This is a genomic window from Pseudomonas sp. PVC-3-1 (assembly GCF_057444315.1).
In genome coordinates, this window is sequence record NZ_CM172023.1 from 4,351,658 (window position 1) to 4,375,611 (window position 23,954).

The 23,954-nt window shown below is 66.0% G+C and carries 22 protein-coding genes; 15 read left to right on the forward strand and 7 right to left on the reverse strand.

The window, feature by feature from the left end; all coding sequences use genetic code 11:
• Positions 1 to 202: 202 nt before the first annotated feature.
• The 7 genes from AC2T4A_RS20150 (at position 203) to AC2T4A_RS20180 (ending at position 8,550) form a co-directional block, all read left to right on the forward strand.
• Positions 203 to 2,461: a TonB-dependent receptor gene (locus AC2T4A_RS20150; RefSeq protein WP_486741612.1), complete on the forward strand. Its 2,259-nt coding sequence runs from the start codon at positions 203 to 205 to the stop codon at positions 2,459 to 2,461.
• A 98-nt stretch (positions 2,462 to 2,559) separates the two neighbouring features.
• Positions 2,560 to 3,882: an LLM class flavin-dependent oxidoreductase gene (locus AC2T4A_RS20155; protein ID WP_486741613.1), complete on the forward strand. Its 1,323-nt coding sequence runs from the start codon at positions 2,560 to 2,562 to the stop codon at positions 3,880 to 3,882.
• Positions 3,883 to 3,944: 62 nt separating this feature from the next.
• Positions 3,945 to 4,988 (forward strand): L-glyceraldehyde 3-phosphate reductase, encoded by a 1,044-nt coding sequence (gene mgrA, locus AC2T4A_RS20160; RefSeq protein WP_486741614.1) that lies wholly within the window; start codon positions 3,945 to 3,947, stop codon positions 4,986 to 4,988.
• Between the two features lie 4 nt (positions 4,989 to 4,992).
• Complete coding sequence (locus AC2T4A_RS20165; RefSeq protein ID WP_486741616.1) at positions 4,993 to 5,922, forward strand: aliphatic sulfonate ABC transporter substrate-binding protein; 930 nt, start codon at positions 4,993 to 4,995, stop codon at positions 5,920 to 5,922.
• Between the two features lie 337 nt (positions 5,923 to 6,259).
• Entirely contained in the window at positions 6,260 to 7,066 is an 807-nt protein-coding gene (locus AC2T4A_RS20170) for an ABC transporter substrate-binding protein (protein ID WP_486741617.1), read from the forward strand.
• 76 nt (positions 7,067 to 7,142) lie between these two features.
• Positions 7,143 to 7,856, forward strand: a complete 714-nt coding sequence (locus tag AC2T4A_RS20175) for an amino acid ABC transporter permease (protein ID WP_416750483.1) — start codon at positions 7,143 to 7,145, stop codon at positions 7,854 to 7,856.
• A gap of 1 nt (position 7,857) precedes the next feature.
• Positions 7,858 to 8,550, forward strand: a complete 693-nt coding sequence (locus AC2T4A_RS20180; protein WP_416750485.1) for an amino acid ABC transporter permease — start codon at positions 7,858 to 7,860, stop codon at positions 8,548 to 8,550.
• A gap of 221 nt (positions 8,551 to 8,771) precedes the next feature.
• Here AC2T4A_RS20180 and AC2T4A_RS20185 read toward each other — a convergent pair whose 3' ends face one another.
• From AC2T4A_RS20185 to AC2T4A_RS20205, 5 genes are read right to left on the reverse strand one after another with little or no spacing between them, the layout of a single operon-like run.
• Positions 8,772 to 9,530 carry an ABC transporter permease gene (locus tag AC2T4A_RS20185; protein ID WP_486741618.1) on the reverse strand — a complete coding sequence of 253 codons (759 nt, stop codon included), beginning with the start codon at positions 9,528 to 9,530 and terminating at the stop codon, positions 8,772 to 8,774.
• The gene (locus AC2T4A_RS20190; RefSeq protein ID WP_486741619.1) at positions 9,527 to 10,726 is read right to left on the reverse strand and encodes an ABC transporter substrate-binding protein; all 1,200 of its coding nucleotides are present in this window, start codon (positions 10,724 to 10,726) and stop codon (positions 9,527 to 9,529) included. Before AC2T4A_RS20190 ends, AC2T4A_RS20185 begins: the two co-directional genes overlap by 4 nt.
• Complete coding sequence (locus AC2T4A_RS20195; RefSeq protein WP_486741620.1) at positions 10,692 to 11,528, reverse strand: ABC transporter ATP-binding protein; 837 nt, start codon at positions 11,526 to 11,528, stop codon at positions 10,692 to 10,694. Before AC2T4A_RS20195 ends, AC2T4A_RS20190 begins: the two co-directional genes overlap by 35 nt.
• Complete coding sequence (locus AC2T4A_RS20200) at positions 11,525 to 12,583, reverse strand: acyl-CoA dehydrogenase family protein (RefSeq protein ID WP_486741621.1); 1,059 nt, start codon at positions 12,581 to 12,583, stop codon at positions 11,525 to 11,527. Before AC2T4A_RS20200 ends, AC2T4A_RS20195 begins: the two co-directional genes overlap by 4 nt.
• A 46-nt stretch (positions 12,584 to 12,629) precedes the next feature.
• Positions 12,630 to 13,190, reverse strand: coding sequence for a carboxymuconolactone decarboxylase family protein (locus AC2T4A_RS20205; RefSeq protein WP_416750495.1), 561 nt, complete (start codon positions 13,188 to 13,190; stop codon positions 12,630 to 12,632).
• Positions 13,191 to 13,294: 104 nt separating this feature from the next.
• On the opposite strand from AC2T4A_RS20205, the gene AC2T4A_RS20210 reads away from it, so the two are divergent.
• A complete protein-coding gene (locus AC2T4A_RS20210; protein ID WP_416750497.1) occupies positions 13,295 to 14,197 on the forward strand; it encodes an AraC family transcriptional regulator in 903 nt (300 codons plus the stop codon).
• Positions 14,198 to 14,205: 8 nt separating this feature from the next.
• On the opposite strand, the gene AC2T4A_RS20215 is transcribed toward AC2T4A_RS20210, so the two are convergent.
• Complete coding sequence (locus AC2T4A_RS20215) at positions 14,206 to 14,967, reverse strand: DUF899 domain-containing protein (protein ID WP_416750499.1); 762 nt, start codon at positions 14,965 to 14,967, stop codon at positions 14,206 to 14,208.
• Between the two features lie 95 nt (positions 14,968 to 15,062).
• Between AC2T4A_RS20215 and AC2T4A_RS20220 the strand changes: the two genes are divergently transcribed.
• The 7 genes from AC2T4A_RS20220 (at position 15,063) to AC2T4A_RS20250 (ending at position 22,868) form a co-directional block, all read left to right on the forward strand.
• Positions 15,063 to 16,259, forward strand: a complete 1,197-nt coding sequence (locus tag AC2T4A_RS20220) for a helix-turn-helix domain-containing protein (RefSeq protein WP_486741622.1) — start codon at positions 15,063 to 15,065, stop codon at positions 16,257 to 16,259.
• A 40-nt stretch (positions 16,260 to 16,299) separates the two neighbouring features.
• Entirely contained in the window at positions 16,300 to 16,950 is a 651-nt protein-coding gene (locus AC2T4A_RS20225) for a Vgb family protein (RefSeq protein WP_486741623.1), read from the forward strand.
• Between the two features lie 75 nt (positions 16,951 to 17,025).
• A complete protein-coding gene (locus AC2T4A_RS20230; RefSeq protein ID WP_486741624.1) occupies positions 17,026 to 17,475 on the forward strand; it encodes a methyltransferase family protein in 450 nt (149 codons plus the stop codon).
• Between the two features lie 99 nt (positions 17,476 to 17,574).
• Complete coding sequence (locus AC2T4A_RS20235; RefSeq protein ID WP_416750507.1) at positions 17,575 to 18,267, forward strand: response regulator transcription factor; 693 nt, start codon at positions 17,575 to 17,577, stop codon at positions 18,265 to 18,267.
• The gene (locus AC2T4A_RS20240; RefSeq protein WP_486741625.1) at positions 18,267 to 19,643 is read left to right on the forward strand and encodes a HAMP domain-containing sensor histidine kinase; all 1,377 of its coding nucleotides are present in this window, start codon (positions 18,267 to 18,269) and stop codon (positions 19,641 to 19,643) included. Before AC2T4A_RS20235 ends, AC2T4A_RS20240 begins: the two co-directional genes overlap by 1 nt.
• Positions 19,644 to 19,730: 87 nt before the next feature.
• Positions 19,731 to 21,950 (forward strand): TonB-dependent siderophore receptor, encoded by a 2,220-nt coding sequence (locus AC2T4A_RS20245; RefSeq protein ID WP_486743704.1) that lies wholly within the window; start codon positions 19,731 to 19,733, stop codon positions 21,948 to 21,950.
• A 24-nt stretch (positions 21,951 to 21,974) separates the two neighbouring features.
• A complete protein-coding gene (locus AC2T4A_RS20250) occupies positions 21,975 to 22,868 on the forward strand; it encodes an alpha/beta hydrolase (protein ID WP_486741626.1) in 894 nt (297 codons plus the stop codon).
• Positions 22,869 to 23,014: 146 nt separating this feature from the next.
• Here AC2T4A_RS20250 and AC2T4A_RS20255 read toward each other — a convergent pair whose 3' ends face one another.
• Positions 23,015 to 23,908 (reverse strand): LysR family transcriptional regulator, encoded by an 894-nt coding sequence (locus tag AC2T4A_RS20255; protein ID WP_478378929.1) that lies wholly within the window; start codon positions 23,906 to 23,908, stop codon positions 23,015 to 23,017.
• Between the last annotated feature and the right edge of the window lie 46 nt (positions 23,909 to 23,954).

Consider the following 23,954-nt stretch of genomic DNA (forward strand, 5'->3'; position numbering starts at 1 on the left):
ATAAAAGAATATAAACGTAATTTTTAATTATTTGACGATCTATGTGGCGATTCAGGATACTCGCCAATGTTAGCGCTAACAACACAGACTGTCCGTACCCATGCATGCCACTCGCACGAGCGAGCGCTCGTGACAGTCCCGCAGATAAAAAGGCGCCCCGGAACAAGAGAACCGAGGGCGGACCAGGGCACGAGGAGTGGCTATGCAATCGCAACAACAGGTGGCGCTGGGGCGCCCGCAATTCACTGGCCGGCGCAGTGCGCTGGCCCTGGGCATCGCCGGTGTGATCGGCGCGCTTGCCATCAGTGCTCAGGCCGCGGAGGCCACCAGCCCGCAGAGCCAGAACGCCGACTCGGCGCCGACGCTCAAGGCCGTGACCGTCACTGCGACCCGCCGCGAGGAATCGCTGCAGAAGGTCCCGGTGGCCGTCTCGGTGATCGACGGCGAACAGCTGGAACGCGACAACCGCAACAACGTGTCGAGCATCGTCCAGCAGGTGCCGACCCTGAACTTCCGCACCGGCGCCTCGAACAAGGACACCTCGCTGTTCATTCGTGGCGTGGGCACTATCTCCACCTCCCCCGGCGTCGAGCCGAGCGTGTCGACGGTGATCGACGGCGTAGTGCTCGGTCGCCCGGGCCAGGCGACCCTGGACCTGCTCGACGTCGAGCGCATCGAAGTCTTGCGCGGCCCGCAGGGCACGCTGTTCGGCAAGAATGCCTCGGCCGGCGTGCTCAACGTGGTGACCCGCGAAGTGCCGGACGAAACTACCGGCTACATCGACTATTCGCACTTCGGCGGCGGCAACGAGAACCGCACCCGCTTCGGCATTGGCGGCACGCTGATCCCCGGCAAGCTCAAGGCCAGCGTCACTGCGTTGCTGGGCAGCTACGACGGCAATGTCGACAACGTCTACAACGGCCACGAAGTCAACGGCTATAACCGTGCCGGCGCACGCACCAAGTTCGAGATCACGCCCAACGACGACCTCAAGGTCACGCTGATCGCCGACTACATGAAGGGCAACGACGACGGCCCCAGCGGCGTCATCACCAGCACCACCAGCCCGGCCTTCGCCAACGCCCTGCGCCCGGTGACGCCGGACAGCGACAACCGCAAGATCAACAGCGACTACCGTACCCACGTCGACGACACCAACAAGGGCCTGTCGGCGCAATTGGACTGGAACCTGGGCGACTACACCCTGACCTCCATCAGCGCCTGGCGCGGCTGGGACAACACCCAGTGGCAGGATGGCGACCGCCTGTCGCAGGTCACCGCGAGCATCCCCAGCTCCCACGACAAAGGCGAGCTGAACTACGACCAGTACTCCCAGGAACTGCGCCTGGCCTCGCCCAAGGGCGAGTTCCTCGAGTACGTCGGCGGCCTGTACTACATGCACGCCGTGGACGACGAGACCTACCGCCGCGTGGTGACCTCCACGACCGCGCAGAACACCGGCGTGGCCGACTACAGCACGCGCAGCGATACCTACGCGGTGTTCGGCGAGAGCACGCTGAACTTCACTGAGGATTTCCGCGGCATCGCCGGCCTGCGCTACACCCACGACGACCTGGAATACGACCACCGCCGCCGTTCCACCTCGGCCGCGGCGGTGACCGGCATCCAGCCGTCGACCTCCAGCTCCGGTTCCACCGACGAGGACGGCTGGTCCGGCCGCCTGGGGCTGCAGTACGACCTCAGCGAGCAGCTCACCAGCTACGTCACCTACTCGCGCGGCTACAAGGGGCCGGCCTACAACGTGTTCTTCAACATGCAGCCGCGCGACACCGACGCGCTGAAGCCGGAGACCTCCAACTCCTGGGAAGCCGGTCTGAAGGCCACCGCGCTGGATAACCGCCTGACCGCCAACCTCGCGGTCTTCCACACGGTCTACGACAACTACCAGGCGAACTTCTACGACACCGTCGCAGGCCAGGTGGTGACCCGCCTGATCAACGCAGGCAAGGTGAAGACCGAAGGCGCGGAGCTGGACTTCAGCTACCAGGCCACGCGCCAGCTGAAGCTCTCCGGCGCCCTCGCCTACACCAAGGCCCGCGTGGACAGTTTCGCCTGCCCGCCGGGCGCGGCGTCGAGCTGCAATGTCGACGGCAAGCCGCTGCCCTTCACTCCGGACTGGAAGAGTTACGTACGCGCCGACTATGGCATCCCGCTGGACAACGGCCTGGATGTGGAGCTGGGCACCGACTACAGCTGGCAGGACAAGGTGCAGTACGACCTCAGCCAGAACCCCGACACCATCCAGGGCGCCTACGGTCTATGGAACGCCAGCATCGCCCTGGCCGACTACAACGATGGCTGGCGCGTCGCCCTGCTGGGCAAGAATCTCACGGACAAGTCCTACTCGCCGCTGCTGGCGAGCGGCGGCAGCTACATCTACCGCATGGTGCCGCGCGACGACGGCCGCTACTTCGGCGTGGAACTGCGCAAGGACTACTGAGCCTTCTGAGGAAGTGCGGCGCCGGCTCGCCCCGGTGCCGCCCATGAGATCGAACCCGCTGCCTTGCGTCCTCCCAATGGACACACAGGAAACCCGACATGACACGAACCCTTTCCCTCGGTGCCTTTCTCATGGCCACCGGTCACCACGTCGCTGCGTGGCGCCACCCGGATGTGCCGGCTGACGGCGGCCTCGACTTCCGCCTCTACAAACGCCTGGCGCAAGTGGCCGAAGCGGCGAAGTTCGATGCCGTCTTCGTCGCTGACAGCGTCGCCGCGCCCACGGCGGATATCGCCAGCCGCATGGCCCGCTCCGATCACTTCGAGCCGCTGACACTACTCTCGGCGCTGGCAGCGGTGACCGAGCGCATCGGCGTGATCGGCACCGTGACCACCAGCTACAACGAGCCCTACCACGTGGCGCGCAAATTCGCCTCGCTCGACCATATTTCCGCAGGCCGCGCGGGATGGAACCTGGTGACCTCCGACGCCGCCGCCGAGGCACTGAACTTCAACCGCCAGGAACACTTCGGTCATGCCGAGCGCTATGTCCGCGCGCGGGAATTCCATGAAGTGGTCACTGGCCTGTGGGACAGCTGGGAAGACGACGCCTTCACCCGCGACAAGGCCAGCGGCCAGTACTACGACCCGGCCAAGCTGCACGTGCTGAACCACGAAGGCGAACACTTCCGTGTGCAGGGACCACTCAATGTGGCGCGCTCGCCCCAGGGGCGCCCGGTGATCGTCCAGGCCGGCAGCTCAGAGACCGGCCGCGAGCTGGCGGCGCAGACCGCGGAAGTCGTATTCACTGCACAGACATCGTTGGCCGCCGCGCGCGACTTCTACGCCGACCTCAAAGGGCGCATGGACACCTTCGGCCGCAGCCTCGATGAGCTGAAGATCATGCCCGGCGTCTTCGTGGTGGTCGGCCAGAGCCAGGCCGAAGCGCAGGAAAAATTCGAGGAATTCCAGGAGCTGGTAGAGCCGCAGGTGGGTGTTGCGCTGCTGTCGCGCATGCTCGGCAACTTCGACCTCTCCGCCTACCCGCTGGACGGCCCGCTGCCCGAATTGCCGCTCACCGACAGTGGCCAGCGCAGCCGCCAATTGCTGCTCACCGAACTGGCCGGGCGCGAGAACCTCACCCTCGCCCAATTGGGCCGGCGCATCGCCGGCGGGCGCGGGCACTACAGCCTGATCGGCACGCCGTCACAGATCGCCGACGAGCTCCATGCCTGGTTCGAAGGCGGCGCCGCCGACGGCTTCAACGTGCTGGTGCCGCACCTGCCGGGCGGGTTGGAGGATGTGGCCAACTTCGTGGTGCCGGAGCTGCAACGTCGCGGATTGTTCCGCCGGGACTACAGCGGCAGCACCCTGCGTGATCACCTCGGGCTCAAGCGCCCGGCCAACCGCTACACGATCTGACGACTCGCGGGCCGCCCCCGTGCGGCCCGTTTGCCTAGCGGCCCGTCTACAAAGGAGCTTCCATGACCTATCTCGCCCACCCCGACCGTTACCAGCGCGTCCCCTACCGCCGCGTCGGCCGCAGCGGCCTGGTACTGCCCGCCCTTTCTCTGGGCCTGTGGCACAACTTCGGCGACAGCGTGCCGCTGGACCGCCAGCGCGCCCTGCTGCGCACCGCCTTCGACCTGGGCATCAACCACTTCGACCTGGCCAATAACTACGGCCCGCCCTACGGCAGCGCCGAGATCAACTTCGGCCGCCTGTTGCGCGAGGACTTCGCCGCTTATCGCGATGAGCTGGTGATCTCCACCAAGGCCGGCTGGGACATGTGGCCCGGCCCTTACGGCCAGGGCGGCAGCTCACGCAAGTACCTGCTCTCCAGCCTCGACCAGAGCTTGCAGCGCCTGGGCCTGGACTACGTGGACATCTTCTACTCGCACCGTTTCGACCCGGACACGCCGCTGGAGGAAACCGCCGGCGCACTGGCCAGCGCCGTGCAGAAGGGCAAGGCGCTGTACGTGGGTATCTCGTCCTATTCCGCCGGCAAGACCGCCGAACTGGCCGCGCTGCTTAAAGAATGGAAAGTACCGCTGCAGATCCACCAGCCGGCCTACAACCTGTTCAACCGTTGGGTAGAAAAGGACCTGCTGGCTACCACCGATGAACTGGGCACCGGCGTCATTGCCTTCACGCCGCTGGCCCAGGGGTTGCTGACCGATCGCTACCTGAACGGCGTGCCGGCGGATGCGCGAGTGAATCAACCCGGCGGCGCCTCGCTGCGGCCGGAGCACCTGTCCGAGGACAACCTGCGCCGCGCCCGCGCGCTGCACGAGATTGCCCAGCGCCGGGGCCAGAGCCTGGCGCAACTGGCGCTGGCCTGGGTGCTGCGTGATGCCCGCGTGACCTCCGCGCTGATCGGCGCGAGCCGCCCCGAACAGATCATCGAGAACGTCGCTGCCCTGGACAATCTCGCCTTCAGCGCAGAAGAACTGGCGGAGATCGATCGCCACGCCGTGGAAGGCGGGATCAACCTCTGGGAGAAACCCTCCCACGACTGGAAGGAATGAGCCTGTGAACCTGCTTCATCGACTGCTCGCCGGATTGCTGCTGCTCGTGGCCAGCGCCGCTCACGCTCAGGACCCGGCGCAACTGCGCATCGGCTACCAGAAGGCCTCGGTCAGCCTGGTGCTGGCCAAGGAAAATGGCCTGCTGGAACAGCGCTTCCCGCAGACGCGCATCCAGTGGATCGAATTCCCCGCCGGGCCGCAGATGCTCGAAGCACTGAACGTCGGCAGCCTGGACCTGGGCTCCACCGGCGACATCCCGCCGATCTTCGCCCAGGCCGCCGGCGCCGACCTGCTCTACGTCGGCGTCGAGCCGCCCAAGCCGCAGGCCGAGACCGTGGTGGTGCCCAAGGACAGCCCCATCCGCAGCGTGGCCGAACTGAAGGGCAAGCGCGTGGCTTTCCAGAAAGGCTCCAGCTCGCACAACCTGCTGTTGCGCCTGTTGCAGCAGGCGGGCCTGACCCTGAGCGATATCCAGCCGCTGTACCTGACCCCGGCCGATGCCCGCGCCGCCTTCGAAAGCGGCAAGGTGGACGCCTGGGGGATCTGGGACCCGTGGTACTCCGCGCTGCTGCTGGGCGGCAACGCGCGGCTGTTGGCGGATGGTTCCGAGGTTGGGCTGAGCGGGCCGTTCTACCTGTCCAGCCGTGAGTACGCTGGAGCGAATCCCGCGTTCGTCCAGCAGGTACTGGACAGCCTCAATCAGGCTGAAGCGCTGACCCGCAGCGACGAAGCCGGCAGCGTGGCAATCATGGCGCGAGTCACTGGACTCTCTCCGGCGGTGATCGCGGAAACCTTCAAGCACCGCCCGCCCTCGCCCAACCGCCCGCTTGGCGATGCCGACATTGCTGCGCAGCAACGCACTGCCGACCTGTTCCTTGCCGAGCGCATCCTGCCCCGCGCCGTGGACATCAGCGCGGCGCGCTGGAAGCCCTGACAGCCCCTGCTCTTTGTAGGAGCGAGCTTGCTCGCGAACAATCTTCCAGGTGATTCAAGCGCTGGGCCGTTCGCGAGCAAGCTCGCTCCTACAAGTGAAACAGCGTGGTTTCTACGCACATGGAAATGGTTATCTAACCGGTTACTTTATATTTCTTCCGGTTATTAGATAGACGAATTCATTCCTTCTCCGCCGCCCCGTCGCACTGCCACACTCGGCCTCGCCGGCGGGCGACCCCCGCCCCTCTACAGCGGGCTTCTCCCACCCTCGAGCGCCCGCTCTCGATCATTCCGGGACCCCGTCACACGAGCGTGGCCCGACAAGGAGCTGGATGTTCATGAAGAAACTCACTGCCGTTACCGCCCTCGCCCTGGCCGTTGTCTCGGGCCTGGCCCACGCCGACCGCCTGGACGACATCAAGAAGGCCGGCGTGCTGCGCGTCGCCGCCTTCGACAGCAACCCGCCGTTCGGCTTCGTCGACGCCAAGAGCAAGCAGATCGAAGGCCTCGACGTGGATTACGCCAAGGCACTGGCCGACAAGCTCGGTGTCAAGCTGCAGGTGCTGCCGACCAACCCGGCCAACCGCATTCCGCTGCTGACCGCGAACAAGGTCGACCTGGTGCTGGCCAACTTCACCATCACGCCGGAGCGTGCCGAGCAGGTCGACTTCAGCATTCCCTACTTCTCCTCGGGCCAGCAGTTCATTGTCAAGAAAGGCACCCTGAGCAGCCCGGACGAGCTGAACAAATGGCGTGTGGGCGTCGACAAGGGGACCGTCAACGAAGGCGTGCTGCGCGAGAGGTTCCCCGGTGCCAAGGTTATCGCCTATGACGACACGCCTTTTGCCTTCACCGCCCTGCGCAACGGCCAGGTCCAGGCCATCACCCAGGACGGCCCGAAGCTGATCGGCCTGCTCGCCAACGTGCCGGACAAGGACAAGTACGAAGTGCCGCCCTTCACCATCTCCAACGACCTGATCGGCGTCGGCATTCCCAAGGGCGAGAAGGCCCTGGCCGAGTTCGTCAACCAGAGCCTGCAGGACCTGGAAGCCCAGGGCCAGGCACAGAAGATCTACGACACCTGGTTCGGGCCGGACACCAAGACCCCGCTCGCCCGCCTGTACAAGATCGGCGACAAGAGCTGATCCGCGCCTGACTCCGCACCACCCCACGCCCCGGTTCGCCGGGCGTGTCCGTTTCATTCACTGATGGATTCGTGACATGTTCGGCGAACTGCTCGCCCCGACCTACCTGCGCTGGCTGCTCGACGGCTTCCTGCTCACCCTGGGTATCTCCCTGTTCTGCTGCGTTCTGGCCACCGTGCTGGGCGCGCCGCTGGCCATCGCCCGGCAGGCGAACTCGCGCTGGCTGTCCTGGCCGGCGCGGGCCTATCTCGCGCTATTTCGCAATACTCCGCTGCTGGTGCAGCTGTTCTTCTGGTACTTCGGCGTGCCGGCCCTGCTCCCCGAAAACCTGGTGAGTTGGCTGAACATGCCCCACGAACTGGGTGCTTTATCGTGGCCGTCCTTCGAATTTCTGGCTGCCGCGTGGGGATTGACGCTCTACACCACGGCATTCATCGCCGAGGAGTTCCGCGCCGGGATCGCCTCGGTGCGCCCACAGCAACGCGAGGCCGGCATGGCGCTGGGCCTGCGCCCTCTGCAGGTGTGGCGCTGGGTGATCCTGCCGCAGGCGCTGCGCACTGCGCTGCCGCCGTTGATGGGCCAGTACATGAATGCGCTGAAGAACTCCTCGCTGGCCATGGCCATTGGCTTGGCCGAGCTGTCCTACGCCTCGCGCCAGGTGGAGACGCAGACCTTCAAGACCTTCCAGGCGTTCGGCATCGCCACCCTGCTCTACATCGGCGCCATTGCGCTGATCGAGGCGCTGGGCCAGGCGATCCAGCAGACCCGCCGCTATCGCCAGGGGGCCTGAGATGGACTTCTCGGTAATCTCGGACAACCTGTCCTACTTCCTGCTCGGGGCCTACCCGGATGGCCCGCTGGGCGGCGCTGCGCTCACGATCATCCTCGCCCTGGCTTCCGGCGTTGCCTCGGCCATCATCGGGCTGGCGCTGGGAATCGCGCTGTCGGTGCTGGGCGGCAAACCACGCCTGATACTGGTGGCGTTCCTCGGCTTTTTCCGCGCCATCCCGGTGCTGATGCTGATCTTCTGGACCTACTTCCTGCTGCCCATCGTCCTGCATATCGACGTGCCGGCACTGGGCACGGTGGTTTGCGCGCTGTCCCTGATCGGCGGGGCTTACCTTGCCCACTCGGTGCACGCAGGCATCGAAAGCCTGCCCAAGGGCCAGTGGGACGCCGCCCGCGCGCTGGGCCTGCGCCCGTGGCAGGTGCTCACCCTGGTGATCCTGCCGCAGGCGCTGCCGATCATGCTGCCGTCGTTCCTCAACCAGTGGGTCTCACTGATCAAGGACACCTCGCTGGCCTACGTGATCGGCGTCGGCGAACTGTCCTTCGTCGCCACCCAGGTGAGCAACCGGGTGATGGTGCATCCCACCGAGGTGTTCCTGTTCGTCGCCCTGCTCTACTTCCTGCTGTGCTCGGCGCTGGACCTGGTCGCGGCACTGCTCACAAAGCTGCGGCCGGATTACCGCAAGGCGATGTGACATACGGAGCCTGGGGCAATTTGATGCCTGTGAGCCAGCCCCAGAGCTCCCTCTCCCCAGCCCTCTCCCTGAAGGGAGAGGGAGCCGTTCGGCGTTCAGTGTTGTTCCGCAGTCGGCCGGCGAGCGCCTGGCTACCCGAAACCCAGGACAGTCCCCTCTCCCTTCGGAGCCGGGCGCGTAGCCAGGGTCAGGGCTGTATCAAGAACACTCAGAAGGTCCCATCACCCCCGTCGCCGATACAGGCTGCGCGCCACTGCATCCAAGGCGAAGCCCAGCACGCCGATCAGCAACACCATGGCCATCAGCTCCGAGTAGGCCAGGCGATCCCGCGTGTCGAGGATGTAGTAACCCAGTCCCGCGCTGACGCCGAGCATTTCGCAGGGCACCAGCACGATCCAGAGAATGCCGATGGCCAGGCGTACGCCCGTCAGCACATGGCCGAGCACGCCGGGCAGGATGACCTTGCGCAGCGTCTCGAACGGCGTCGCGCTGAGACTCCTCGACAACTGCAGCCAGCGCGGATCGAGCTGGCGCACGCCGGCGGCGGTATTGAGCAGGATCGGCCAGACCGCAGCGAACGCCAGCAGGAAGTAGATCGGCGAGTCGCCCACGCCCATCAGCATTACTGCGATGGGCATCCACGACAACGGCGAAATCATCCGCAGGAACTGGAAAGCCGGCGTGGTCGCCGCCTCCAGGTGACGCGAGGCGCCTACCAGCAAGCCCAGCGGTACGCCGACGGCGAGAGCCAGCAGCAGCCCCAGCAGTACCCGTTTCAGGCTCACCAGCACATGCTCGTACAGCTCCGGCCGGGCGAGCAGCTCGCCCAGGCTGGTGAAGGTCGCCTGGGGCGAGAACAGCTGCCCCAGGCCATCGCCGCCGAACAGGCGCACACCGAGCCACCACAAGCCGAGCAGGATGACGAGCCCGACCAGGCCCAGCGCCCAGTGGCGGCGCGTGGAAAGTACAACGGGTGTCACGTGGTGATCTCCTCGCTGCGCTCGAAGCTATCGGGGAAGCCGAAGGCGCTCAAGCCGCCCACGCTGGCAATGGCATTGCGCACGAAGCGATCGTCCACCAGGTCCTTGGCTACCTGTGTCGGCTCCAGTGCGGCGAGGAAGCCCTTGTCGCCCTGGATCAGTGTGTCCTTCAGGCGGCGCACCAATTCCTCGGTGTAGCTGGGGAACGGATACGGCTGGAAGTCGATGCGCTCCTCGTGCCAGTCGGCATGGCGGATGGCGCCGTCAGCCAGGTACTGCTGGCGTTCGCGGGCGGCCGGCGCCAGTACACGGCCGAGCACCTCCGGCGCGTGGGGCGTGTAGCGGTTCTCGCCGTCCTTGGACAGCAGCTTGGCCGCCTCGGCGCGGTTGTCGCGGGTCCATAGCTGCGCCTTGACGATGGCGTTGACCACTTTCTGCGACCACTCCGGGCGGTTGTTCAGATCGTGCTCATGCATGAACACCACACAGCATGCATGGTTGCGCCAGACATCGCCGGTAAAGCGCTGGATGCGCCCGACCTTGAGGTTCTCCGCGAGGGCGTTGAACGGCTCGGCGACGATGTAGCCGGCGATGCGTTTGGCGGCCAGCGCCGGAGGCATGTCCGACGGCGGCAGCACCACCAGGTTGACCTCATTGGCGGCCAGCGCGGCGTTGGCTGGCTTGCTTACCGCCTGCAGGCCGTTGTCACGCAACAACTGTTGCAGCACCACGTTGTGGATCGAGTACCAGAACGGAATCGCCAGGGTCTTGCCGCCCAGCTGCTTCACGTCGCTGATGTCCGGTGCCACGGTCAGCCCGGAGCCGCCGACGTGGTTCCAGGCCACCACCTTGGCGGGAACCTTGCTGCCGTAGCGCGCCCAGACGGTCATCGGTGACAGCAGGTGGATGACGTTGACCTGCCCGGAAATGAACGCCTCGATCACCTGTGCCCAGCTGCGCAGCAGCACCGGGCGCTCGGCCTTGATGCCTTCTGCGTCGAACAGGCCGTTGGCGTGGGCGACCAGCAGCGGCGTGGCGTCAGTGATCGGCAGGTAGCCGATGCGCACCGGTGCGTCCGGTTCGCTGGCGGCGCGCGCCTGCAGGCTGGTCAGCAGTGGCAACGCACCGGCGGCGGTGAGCAGCGCGCCGAGTTTGAGAATGTCACGTCGGGAGTGTGTGGGGTCGTCCAGGCACATGGGCAGGCTCCTGCGCAGAAGGGTTGTTTGCGTGGGTGCGGCTCGCCCGCCGTAGGGTTTTGAGGATGTCGACCCGCAGGGCGCCCAGTTCCTCGACCAGCTCCGCACGGGGTTGCGGCAGGTCGATGTGCCATTCGCCCAGCGTCCGCGCCGGGGTGTCACCCAGTAGCAGGATGCGGTCGGAAAGCAGCAGCGCTTCATCGATGTCATGGGTGATCAGCACGGCGGCGGTACGCCACTCGTGGATGACTGTCAGCAGCAATTGCTGCATATCGGCGCGGGTCACCTCGTCCAGCGCGCCGAAGGGTTCGTCGAGCAGCAGCACCTGCGGCTGCCGCGCCAGGCAACGGGCCAGCGCGGTGCGCTGGGCCATGCCGCCGGAGAGTTGTGCTGGCAGGAAGTCGCGGGCATGGCCCAGCCCAACCGAGGCAATTGCCTCGTCCACACGGGCTTGCAGGGTGGCTTTGTCCAGCTTCGGCTGGCGGGCGAAGTCCAGGCCGAAGGCGACGTTCTTCGTCAGGTTCAGCCATGGCAGCAGGCTCGGGTCCTGGAAGGCCACCGCAACGCGCGGGTGCGGGCCGTCGATCGGCTGACCGAGCATTTGCACGACGCCAGCCGCCGGCTTCTGCAAGCCGGCCAGCACCCGCAGCAGGCTGGATTTGCCGACGCCGCTGGGGCCGAGGATGGAGACCACCTCTGCGCGAGCCAGCTCCAGGGCGAAGCCTTCCAGCACGCTGCGCCAACCGTTGTCTCCGGGATAGCCCAGGGCAACGTCGCTGGCCTGCAGGATCGCTCGGTTCATGCCCTGGCCTGCTTCTGCAGTTCAGTGCGCAGTTGCACCAGGCTCGGCGTGACGATGGGCACGAAGGCCGACTCACGCCAGCGCCGGGCAAAGGCCGCGCCGTGCTCGGTCAGGTAGGCCTTGCCGCCGCTGGCCTGCAGTTCCAGCTGAACAGCGGCAGCTGCACCTTCGGCCAGGCCGATGCGGATGCGGAACAACCGCGCCGGCTCGGTCAGAAAGGCGCCATCGAGCAGGCCTTCGCGCAAGCGTGCAACCTTCTCGTCCAGCTCATCGGCCAGACGCTGCTGTTCTTCGCACAGCACCGAACGACGGTCGCTCAGGTGCTCGCGCACGGACTCCAGGGCCTTGCGGGTCAGGCCAATGCTCATGGCGCATTGCAGGCCGAGGAAGGCCGGGCGCACGCGTGGCAGGTATTGGCGGGCATCCTCGTGCAGCAGCCAGTCGCGCGGCAGATCGACCGCTGAGAAATCCAGCGCAGCGGTGTTGCTCGATTGCAGGCCGAGCAGTTGCAGATCGTCAGAGCGGGTCAGGCCCACGCGGTCCGACGGGATCGCCGCCACCAGCGGTGCCGCTCCCTCTCGTTCGATGGCCGCCGCCACCACGAAGCGCCCTTTGCGCAGGTTGGTCACCCAGTGCAGCCGACCATCGAGGCTCCAGCCATCGCCGGTCGAAGTCGCGTTCACTTGCAGGCGTTCAATGCCCGAGAGGAACTTCATGGCGTTGGACAGCCCGGTAGCGCCGGCCAGGCTGCCGTCGAGCAGTTCGCCGAGCAGGCGGTCACCCAGCACGCGATTGGGGCTCTGCAACAGGTATTCGATGAAGGCGCGCTGGCCCCAGAAGACGAAGGCGGCCGTCAGCGAATGGCCGGCCACATCGGCAATGGCGTCGATCGCATCGAGCACGCTGCCGCCATTGCCGCCGCGCTCTTCGGGCACACCGATGGCGAACAGCCCGGCGGCAGCCAGTTGCGGCAGTACGCTCTGCGGGTCGGTATGGCCGAGGTCGAGGCCCTCGGCATGGTCGTCGAGCCAGCGGCTCAGGGTCGGGTCGAGCATTTCGCTCTCCTTGCTTGGGCGGCGGCTGCCGCCCGGTCACACGAAATCAGTGGGTGGCCTTTTCCCAACGGTATTTGCCCAGCTCGGGGTTCAGCGGGGTCTGGGCCAGCACGTTGGCGAAGTTGCACAGGGTCGCCAGACTGATACCCAGCAGCACTTCCAGCGCATTGCCATCGCTGAAGCCGGCAGCACGGAAGGCCGCAAGGCCAGCATCGCTGACCGCGCCGCGGGTGGCGATGGATTCACGGGCGAACGCGGCCAGGGCCTCCAGGCGCGCATCGGGCAGCTCGCGCTGTTCGCGCAGGGCGGCTATGACTTCCTCGGGCAGCTTGGCCTTGTTGAAGGCCACCGCCGTGTGCCCGGCTACGCAGAAGTCGCAGCCGTGGGTGGTGGCGGCGATCAACTGGACCACTTCGCGCTCGGGCAGGCCCAGGTCGGACTTGCCGTTGAGGCCGGAAACGGTGACGTAGGTTTCCAGCGCGGCCGGCGCGTTGGCCAGCACTCCCAGCAGGTTGGGGATGAAGCCGGACCCCTTGAGGGCATTCTCGAGGAACGGCTTGGCAGCTTCCGGGGCGCTGTCGAGGGTCTGGATGGGCAGGCGGGACATGGTTCGACTCCGTTGAAATGGGGTGTCGAAAAAGTCTGTTGGTAATAAGAAATCCATTCAATATTCTAAAGTCGCTATCACTTGCTCATGAGTCTTTCCATTAGATGATTTCGTCCAGCCCCCTCGTTGATTGGTTATTAGACAACCTCGAACTGAGCGCGAGCCTGTTTCACGTGGGACGCTATTGCGGCGGCTGGCACGCATCGACGCATGGCTTGGCGCGGGCCAGTTTCCACCTGGTGGTGCAAGGGCATTGCTGGCTGCACCTGGAAGACGAAGCGCCCTGTCGGCTGGATAGCGGTGACGCGGTGTTCATCCTGCGCGATGTGCCATATCGGCTGTCCAACGAATCCAGTGCCGACGAGGCGGCTTGCCAGCCGCGCCAGAGCATGACCGCGCTGGAGCTGCAGGCCGAGGATGGCGTGGGGCTGGTCTGCGGGTTCTTCCAGTTCGATTCGGGGCTGTCGGCGCTGATCATCGACGCCCTGCCCGCCTTCCTCGTGCTGCGTGCCGAGGAGCCGTCCCAGCGGGCCGCGCGCAGTCTGTTCGAGCTGATCCTGGAGGAATGCCAGCGGCAGCCCGCGCCGTCGCAGCAGATGCTCGAACGGCTGAGCCATCTGCTGTTCCTCTACGTGCTGCGGCAGCAGGTCGTGGCCAACGTATCCCTCGGCGGGCTGGTCGCCCTCGCTCGCCAACCGCAGTTCGCCAGCCTGCTTGAGCGGATGATCCAGCAACCACAGTTGCCCTGGACACTGGAAGACATGGCGGCCTGCGCGGGCCTGTCGCGTTCGGCCTTCTTCAAGCGCTTCAACGAAACCTGCGGGCAATCGCCCGGCCAGGTACTGCTGGCCCTGCGCATGGGCCAGGCGTGCCGGCTGCTCAAGGCCGACCAGAGCGTGGCGGAAGTCGCGGCTGCCGTGGGCTACCAGTCCATCGCGGCGTTCACCCGTGCCTTCCGCAAGGCGACCGGACAGCAGCCAGGCGCATTTCGCCGCGCAGCCAACTGACGTGCTGCCTAGCGTCCGGCCTCGTATTCGTCGTGCCGCCGCCACCACATACCCTGCTCATTGCGCCCCAGCGGCGCGCGGTCGAGCCACTGGAACAGGCCCCACAGTGAGTCCAGGCCGCGGGCGTAGGTGGAGTAGCAGTGATAGAGGTTGCCGCCTTCGCGAACGAAGCTGCTCATGCCCGGCATATCGCGGGTGAAGGTCGCCACATCAGTGCCACAGCAGGCGGCCGTTTCCACCACGGGGGCCGGTGCAGGGCCTGTAATGGGGCCTTCGCGACGGAAGTTGTAGTCGACTTCCCCGCCGCGCTGCTGCGCCTCGGTGAAGGACACGTTGAAGTCATAGTTGAAGCCGCTGCCGTGGGATGACGCCCAGGGGAAACTCCAGCCCATGCGTCGGCGGTAGGCCAGCAGCTTTTCCAGTGGCGCGCGGGACACCGCCACCAGGCTCACGTCATGGTTCGCCAGGTGGGTGGCGTAACCGTCGAAGCCATCGGCGATGTTTGAGCAGGAGGGGCAGCCGGCGCGGTAGTCCGGGCCGAACATGAAGTGGTAGACCAGCAACTGCGAGCGGCCGGCGAACAGGTCCGCGAGACGTGCCGGCCCCTGCTCGGTGTCGAAACGGTAGTCCTTGTCGATCAACACCCAGGGCAGCGCCTGGCGCTTGCGCGCCAGCTCGTCGCTACGCCGGGTCAGGGCCTTTTCCTCAGCCAGCAGTTCCAGGCGCGCGGTGAGCCATTCTTCGCGGGTGGCGGTGGGATGGGCAGTCATGACAGTTCTCCTCCGCCAACGGCGGCTCGATGGGCATGGCATAGACTAGGCAGCGGGCGTCGGGGGACGGGAGTGACAAAGTTGGCAGGATTTCCATGGATTCGCTGATCACGGCGGCGGCCAGCGCCCTGGCGGCGGGCGACCCACTGGGCGCGCTGAACCGCGTGGCGCTGCGCGAGGACCCGCCAGCGCTGGCCTTGCGCGGCATCGCCATGGCCCAGTTGGGCGAATTTCCCCTCGCCCGCACTCTGCTGCGTCGCGCCGCCCGCGCCTTTGGCGCCCACGAACCGATGGAGCGCGCCCGCTGCCGGGTGGCCGAGGCGGAAGTGGCGCTGGCCAGCCGCGAGCTGAACTGGCCGACCGAACCGCTGGAGCAGGCGGCGCAGGTGCTACAGAGCCACGGCGACAGGATCAATGCCGCCCATGCCCGCTACCTGCTGATCCGCCGTGCGCTGCTGATCGGCAAGCTCGATGAAGCCGACATGTTGCTGGGCTCGCTGGAACCGGGTTCGCTACCCGCGCCTCTGCGCACGGTGCATTGGCTGATCGCTGCCGGCCTCGCCGTTCGCCGGCTGCAAGCAGCCGAGGCGCGGACCACATTGCGCCTGGCTGCCGACGCGGCTGCAGCGTCGGGCATTCCAGCCCTGTGTGCAGAGGTGGATCAGGCGGTGCACATTCTTGATGCGCCGGCAGCCCGGCGCATCGACCGACAAACCACGCGCCTGCTGTCGCTGGATGAAGTGGAAAGCCTGCTGCGCTCCGATGCCCTGGTGATCGACGCCTGCCGCAATCGTATTGGTGATATTGCCCTGGGCAGCCGCCCGGTACTCTTCGCCCTCGCCCGCGCGCTGGCCGAAGCCTGGCCCGTTGATGTGTCACGCGTCGAACTGATCGGCCGGGTGTTCCGCACCCGCCAGCCGGATGAAACCCACCGGGCGCGCCTGCGCGTGGAAATGGGCCGTCTGCGGCGTCTGCTACAGCCTTTGGCGGGGATTCAGTCGACTTCGCGTGGCTATGTGCTGGTTGCCGCCAATCCGGTGGTCCTTGCGCCGCCGCTGGAGGACGCCAACGCTGAAGTGCTGGCGCTGCTCAGCGATGGCCAGGCCTGGTCCAGTTCGGCCCTTGCACTGGCGCTGGATACCAGCCAGCGCAGCGTTCAACGCGCCCTTGAGGCACTGGCCGAAACTCGTCGGGTACAGGCGCTGGGGCAAGGGCGCGCGCGACGCTGGACACTGCCGCCGGCGCCAGGATTCGCGACGACCTTGTTACTCCCCGCGCCCTTCGGTGCCTGAATAGGCTGAAGGCTCCAATTCACACATGCAGGGCGACACCATGACCACTCACTACAAGCAATCCCCGGCGCAGGTTCTGCAGGAATACGGCCCCTTCCCCGGCGTCAGTGCCGTCCACGGCCTGACCTTCGACGGCCAGCGCGTCTGGTTCGCGGTGGGCGAGCGCCTGCAGAGCCTGGACCCGAAGGACGGCCACCTGGAGCGCGCCATCGAAGTTCCCGCCCACGCCGGCACTGCGTTCGACGGTACGCACCTGTACCAGATCGCCGAAAGCCGCATCCAGAAGATCGACCCGGCGAGCGGCAAGGTGCTCTCGACCATTCCCGCGCCGGGCAACGGCGGCGATTCAGGCATGGCCTGGGCAGAGGGTTCGCTCTGGGTCGGCGAGTACCGCGCACGGAAGATCCATCAGATCGACCCGGAAACCGGTGAAGTCCTACGCACGATTGATTCAAATCGTTTCGTCACCGGCGTGACCTGGGTCGAAGGCCAACTCTGGCACGGTACATGGGAACCCGAAGCGACCTACAGCGAGCTACGCCGCATCGACCCACAATCTGGCGCGGTTCTGGAGCAACTGGACATGCCCGAGGGCGTGCATGTATCCGGCCTGGAAGCGGACGGCGGCGAGCGCTTCTACTGCGGCGGCGGCAACAGCGGCAAGGTGCGCGCGGTACGTCGGCCGCGCTGAGGCGCGCTAAGGAAAGCAATCTGGGCTAGTGTTGGCACCTCACTGGAGATGGCCGCACTGGCCCGGAGACCGAGCATGGATTGGCTGGAACACCGTATTCCCCCGCCCCTGGTGGCGTTCATCAGCGGCCTGCTGATGTGGTTGGCGGTTCGCCCGATCACGGCGCCGGGCAGCCGTCTATGGCTGGCCCTGCTGGTGGCACTGGGTGGCGTCGCGGTCTGTCTGGCGGGCGTGGCGTCCTTCCGCCGCGCGCGCACCACGGTCAACCCGCTGAAACCGGAAAGCGCCTCCGCACTGGTGATTGCCGGCATCTACCGGCACACCCGCAACCCCATGTACCTGGGTTTCGCCATCATCCTGCTGGGCTGGTGCGTGTTCCTCGGCTCGGCACTGGCGGTGCTCGGTGTCGCCGCCTTCGTGCTCTACATCGGGCGATTCCAGATCCGCCCCGAGGAAAAAGCGTTGCGCGAACTGTTCGGCGCGGAGTTCGACGCCTTCTGCAGCCGGGTACGACGCTGGGTCTGAGGGCCTCGCGGCAGATTGCCATTGCCTTCCGACCGGGAGAGATGAGATATTTGCAAATGCTAAACATTCGCATCAAAGAAACTCTCATCAAGGTTTACCGTGTCCCCTTCACTTCTGCTGGTGGAGGACGATTCCCGTCTTCGCCTGGACCTCGAACGCCATTTCTGTCAGCGCGGCTTTTCCGTCACCACCTGCGCCAACGGTGACCAGGGCCTCGTAGCCGTTCACCAGAACGACTTCGATCTGGTCCTGCTGGACATCATGCTGCCCGGCGTCGATGGCCTATCCCTGCTCGACACCCTGCGCAGCCATCGTGCTACGCCGGTGATGCTGATGTCCGCCCTCGGTGCGGAACAGGACCGCATCACCGGCTTCACCCGTGGCGCCGACGATTACCTGCCCAAGCCTTTCAGCCTGGCGGAGCTGGATGCGCGCATCGATGCGCTGTTGCGCCGGGTCGATCTGGATCGCGCGCGATCCGCTCCGCGCCCACAAGGCTCGCTGCAGTTTGACGATGAACTGCAGGACGTCTCCCGCGCCGGTGAACACGCCGGCCTGACAAACTCCGAATACCGCCTTCTGGCCACGCTGAACGCCCACGCCGGCGAGGCGCTGAGCAAGAGTTTCCTCTACCAGAGCGTGCTGCACCGCGCCTACACCCGCCTCGACCGCGGGCTGGACGTGCACGTCTGCAACCTGCGCCGCAAGTTGGCCGCAATCGGCGCGCAACAGGTACAGATCCAGGCTGTGCGCGGCCAGGGCTACATCCTGGTGGACGCGGAACGTCACTGATGCGCCGTCATCCGCTGCTGTGGAAAATCGCCGCACTGCAGGTCGGCTTCTGCCTGTTGCTCACCTGGCTGATCTGGACCTGGGGCCTGTCGCTGGAGCGCAGCACCTACTTCCTGGGCGAAGCCGATCGCGAGTACCTCGCGCGCTACGCCGAGCAGGCGGAGAGGGTCGTTGACCAGCACGGCGCAGAAGGTGTCGAGCGCTTCCGTCGGGAGCTGTCCGCCGCCGAAGACACCTGGGTCGCGGTGATCGGTGAACACCTGCAGAGCCTGGGCACTACGCCGCTGACGGCGGAAGAATCCAGCCACCTGACGTTCATGCGCAAGCTCGACTGGCCGATGAGCCGGCGCCTGCAGGACGAGTTGCCTTACGTCAGCATTGAGTTTGCGCAACACCCCGAGCGCGGCCGACTGGTCATGCAACTGCCCGAACGCCTGCTACCCGGCGGGCTGACGCCCTGGACGCACCTGTTCAGCCACGGCGTGGTGCCGACCCTCCTGGCCGCCCTCCTCGGCCTGTTGATCTATCGGCACCTGGTGCTGCCGCTCAACCGGCTGCGTGCCCGCGCCGATGCCTTGCGCGCGGACGACCTGGACAGCGAAGGACCGGGCACGCCGCTGGCCCACCGCCGTGACGAGCTTGGCGAGCTCGCGCTGGCCTTCGATCACATGGCCGATCGGCTTCGTCACAGCCTGGCGCAGCAGCGACTGCTTCTGCGCACGCTGTCCCATGAATTACGTACTCCATTGGCCCGCCTGCGCATCGCCCACGACAGCGACCTGCCTGCGCAGCAATTGCGCGAGCGGCTGGACCGCGAGATCAACGACATGCAGCGCCTGCTGGAAGACACCCTGGACCTGGCCTGGATGGACACCGAGCGCCCGCAGTTGGAGCGCGAACCAGTGCTGGTGCTCTCGGTGTGGGAAGCGCTGTGCGAGGACGCCTGTTTCGAAAGCGGTTGGACGTCAGAGCGACTGCCCTGCTCGCTGGGCACCGACTGCGTGGTGCAGGTGCACCTGGACAGCTTTGCCCAGGCCATCGAGAACCTGCTGCGCAATGGCATCCGCCACTCCCCGCGCGGTGGCAGCGTGCGCCTGGACGGCTGGCGCGAGGGCAACTTCTGGCACCTGTGCATCAGCGACGACGGGCCTGGCGTCGCCGAGGCAGACCTCGAACGCATCTTCCAGCCCTACCAGCGGCTGCAGCCCTCCGAGTCCAGCGGATTCGGCCTGGGTCTGGCCATCGCCCGGCGCGGTGTCGAACTGGCCGACGGGCGCATGTGGGCAGAGAACGGCAGCGAAAATGGCAATCGTGGCCTGTTCCTGCACCTTTTGCTCCCCGCGGCACCGACCCACGACTGCGTCGCAAGTGTTTAGAAAGTTAATGCGCTTTACTAGCAAATAGCAGTCATTATCATTTGGCGATCTTTCAGTTGCCGGAGATCACCGATGTCGCCCCGTCCGATGCAGTTCGTTCCGCCCTTCCTGCTGCTTTCCAGTTGCCTGCTGTCTTTTGCCGTACAGGCCGCCAGCGCCGATTCCGAGCCTGTCGAACTCGACAGCGAAACGATCGTCGCCACCGCCGCCGAGGAAGCCAAGCAGATGCCGGGCGTGTCGATCATCACCGCCGAGGACATCAAGAAGCGCCCGCCCGCCAGCGACCTGTCGCAGATCATCCGCACCATGCCGGGCGTCAACCTGACCGGCAACTCCACCAGCGGCCAGCGTGGCAACAACCGCCAGATCGACATTCGCGGCATGGGCCCGGAAAACACCCTGATCCTCGTGGACGGCAAGCCAGTCGCCAGCCGCAACGCCGTGCGCTACGGCTGGCGCGGCGAGCGCGATTCCCGTGGCGACACCAACTGGGTGCCGGCGGACCAGGTAGAGCGCATCGAAGTGCTGCGTGGCCCGGCGGCGGCGCGTTATGGCAATGGCGCGGCGGGCGGCGTGGTGAACATCATCACCAAGCAGGCCGGCACGGAAACCCACGGCGATGTCACCGTCTACAGCAACTTCCCGCAGCACAGCGACGAAGGCGCCACCCAGCGCATGACCTTCGGCCTCAACGGCCCGCTGACCGATACCCTGAGCTACCGCGTCTACGGCAACGTCGCCAAGACCGACTCGGACGACTGGGACATCAACGCCGGCCACGAATCCAACCGCACCGGCAACCAGGCCGGCACCCTGCCCGCCGGTCGCGAAGGCGTGCGCAACAAGGACGTCAACGGCCTGCTCAGCTGGCACCTGACGCCCGAACAAACCCTCGACTTCGAAGCCGGTTTCAGCCGCCAGGGCAACATCTACACCGGCGATACCCAGAACACCAACAGCAACGCCAACGTGAAATCCATGCTCGGTCACGAGACCAACCGCATGTACCGCGAGAACTACTCGATCACCCACCGTGGTGAGTGGGACTTCGGCAGTTCCATGGCCTACCTGCAGTACGAGAAGACCCGCAACAGTCGCATCAACGAAGGCCTGGCCGGTGGCACCGAGGGCATCTTCAGCAACACTGATTTCTACACCGCCACCCTGCGCGACCTGACCGCCCACGGCGAAGTGAACCTGCCGTTGCACGCCTGGCGCGACCAGACCCTGACCTTGGGCAGCGAGTGGGTGCAGCAGAAGCTCGACGATCCGAGCGCCAATACCCAGACCACCAGCGAAGGCGGCTCGGTGCCGGGCCTCACCAGCACCAACCGCGATACGTCCTCGCAGGCGCAGATCTTCTCGCTGTTCGCCGAGGACAACATCGAACTGCTGCCCGGCACCATGCTCACCCCGGGCCTGCGCTGGGATCACCACAGCATCGTCGGTGACAACTTCAGCCCGTCGCTTAACCTGTCCCACGCGCTGACCGACAGCGTCACCCTCAAGGCCGGCATCGCCCGCGCCTACAAGGCGCCGAACCTGTACCAGCTGAACTCCGACTACCTGCTCTACAGCCGAGGCCAGGGCTGCTACGGCCAGACCACCAGCTGCTACCTGCAGGGCAACGAAGACCTCAAGGCGGAAACCAGCGTCAACAAGGAGCTGGGCATCGAGTTCAACCAGGACGGCCTGATCGCCGGCCTGACCTACTTCCGCAACGACTACAAGAACAAGATCGAATCGGGCCTGTCGCCCATCGATCAGGCTACCGGCGGCACCGGCAGCTACGCCAACGCGGCGATCTACCAGTGGGAGAACGTGCCCAAGGCGCTGGTCGAGGGCCTGGAAGGCACCCTGACCATCCCGCTGATGGAACAGCTGAAGTGGAGCAACAACTTCACCTACATGCTGCAATCCAAGAACAAGGAAACCGGCGACGTGCTCTCGGTAACGCCGAAGTACACCCTGAACTCCATGCTCGACTGGCAGGCCACCGACGCCTTGTCGCTGCAGGCCAGCGTCGCCTGGTACGGCAAGCAGAAGCCGAAGAAGTACGACTACCACGGCGACCGTGTCACCGGCAGCGCCAACAACCAGCTCTCGCCCTACGCTATCGCCGGGCTGAGCGGCACCTACGTGTTCACCAAGAACCTGAGCTTCACCGCCGGGGTGGACAACGTCTTCGACAAGCGCCTGTTCCGTGAAGGCAACGCCCAGGGCGTGGCGAACATCGAAGGCGCCGGCGCCGCCACCTACAACGAGCCGGGCCGCACGCTGTACACCAGCCTCACCGCGTCCTTCTGATTCGTAGAACGAGAAAAAAGCCTGATGAGATTTCGCCTCCTGGCCCTGGCATTGGCAATCGCCGTGCCCGGGCTGGCAGCGCACGCCGCGCCTGCCCCCGATCAGAAAATGGACACCCACCTGCTGCAGCGCAACGACCTGGCCTACCGCTTCAGCGAGCTGAAGCTGGACTCCGCCGACGGCCAGCGCCACTACCAGCTGTGGATCGCCCGCCCGAACCAACCCGCGCCTGCTGCCGGCTATTCGCTGGTATGGATGCTCGACGGCAACGCCGCCATCGGCGCGCTGGACGAAAAGCTGCTGGCCGACCTGAACAACGGCAAGGCCCCATTGCTGGTCGCCGTGGGTTACCAGACACCCCTGCGCCTCGACCGCGCCGGCCGCACCCGCGACTACACCCCGCCACGCCCGGAGCTCGCCGAGCAGAAAGACCCGCTTACCGGCGACCCCAGCGGCGGCGCCGATGCCTTCCTTGACCTGATGCGCGACCGCATGCTCCCGGCGGTAAATGCCCAGGCACCCATCGACCGCTCGCAGCAGACCCTCTGGGGCCATTCCTACGGAGGCCTGCTGACGCTCCATGCGCTGCTAACCCGGCCGCAGCAGTTCAACTTCTACGCCCCGGCAAGCCCTTCGCTGTGGTGGGGCGACGGCGCCATCCTCAAGGAGCAGACTGGCTTCGCCCAGCGCCTGGCCGGACATTCCGCGCAGCTACTGCTGATGCGCGGCGGCGAGGAGCCCTTCAAGCCGCGCGAAGACATCACCCCCAGCGCTCCCCGCGCCGCTCAGCAACTGGTGGACGACGTCGCCAAGGTGCCGGGCATGCAGGCCCGGTTCCATGCCTTCGATGGCATGAGCCATGGGCAGACGCTGGCCGCTTCGCTGCAGTACCTGTTGCGGACGCGGTTTACCCGGTGACCTGACGCGCCGCCTCCCGAAGAGCGCGCGGCACTTCGCCGGAGCTACCTGTAGGAGCGAGCCTGCTCGCGAACACGAACTCCCCGACCACTTCGGTGCTGGGCGGTGGTTCGCGAGCAAGCTCGCTCCTACAAAAGCACCAACGCTCAGACTGATGCCGCAATCTGCTCGCGCAACCACCGATGTGCCGGGTCACGGTGCGAACGCTCGTCCCATAGCATCGACATCTCGTAACCCGGTACCTCCACCGGCGCTTCCACCACGCGCAGCGCCGGGTTATCCCGCACCAGTCGCGCCGGGACCATAGCGACCAGGTCGCTGCTGGCCAGCGCCGAGATGACGAAAAGGAAGTGCGGTACCGACAAGGCTACGCGCCGGCTGAGTCCCACCGCCGCCAGCGCTTCGTCGGTCACGCCACTGAAACCGCCGCCATCGGGCGAGACCATCACATGCTCCAGCTGGCAGAACTGCGCCAGGGACGGCTTGCGCTTGAGCTTGGGGTGCCCTGCGCGGCCCGCCAGCACATAACGCTCGGTAAAGAGCGTGCGGCGGCGCATGCCCGGCGGGCTGCCTTCGGTGGTGTGGAACGCCAGGTCGATTTCGCCCTGCTCCGCCTGCCGGGCGATGCGCGGCGGCGATAGTTCCAGTAGCGCCAGGCGAGTAGCCGGCGCGCTGCCGCGGATGGCGCTCAAGGCCGGCAACAGAATGGTGGATTCGCCGTAGTCGGTCGCGGCAATGCGCCAGGTGTTGTCTGCCTGGGCCGGATCGAAAGGCGCGGATGGCGCCACTGCCTGCTCCAGCGCCTCCAGGGCGATGCGCAACGGCTCACGCAGGGATTCCGCCCGCGCCGTCGGGCGCATGCCGCGCGGACCGGGTAGCAGCAATGGGTCATCGAAGATGTCGCGCAGCTTGGCCAGGTGCACGCTGACCGAGGGCTGCGAGAAGTTCAGCCGCTCGGCCGTACGGGTGACGTTGTGCTCGGAAAGCAGCACATCCAGGGTCACCAGCAGATTGAGGTCGAGCCTGCGCAGATTATTCATTGATATACCTGGGATACCGGATATTCATTTCTACTATACCCTGGCA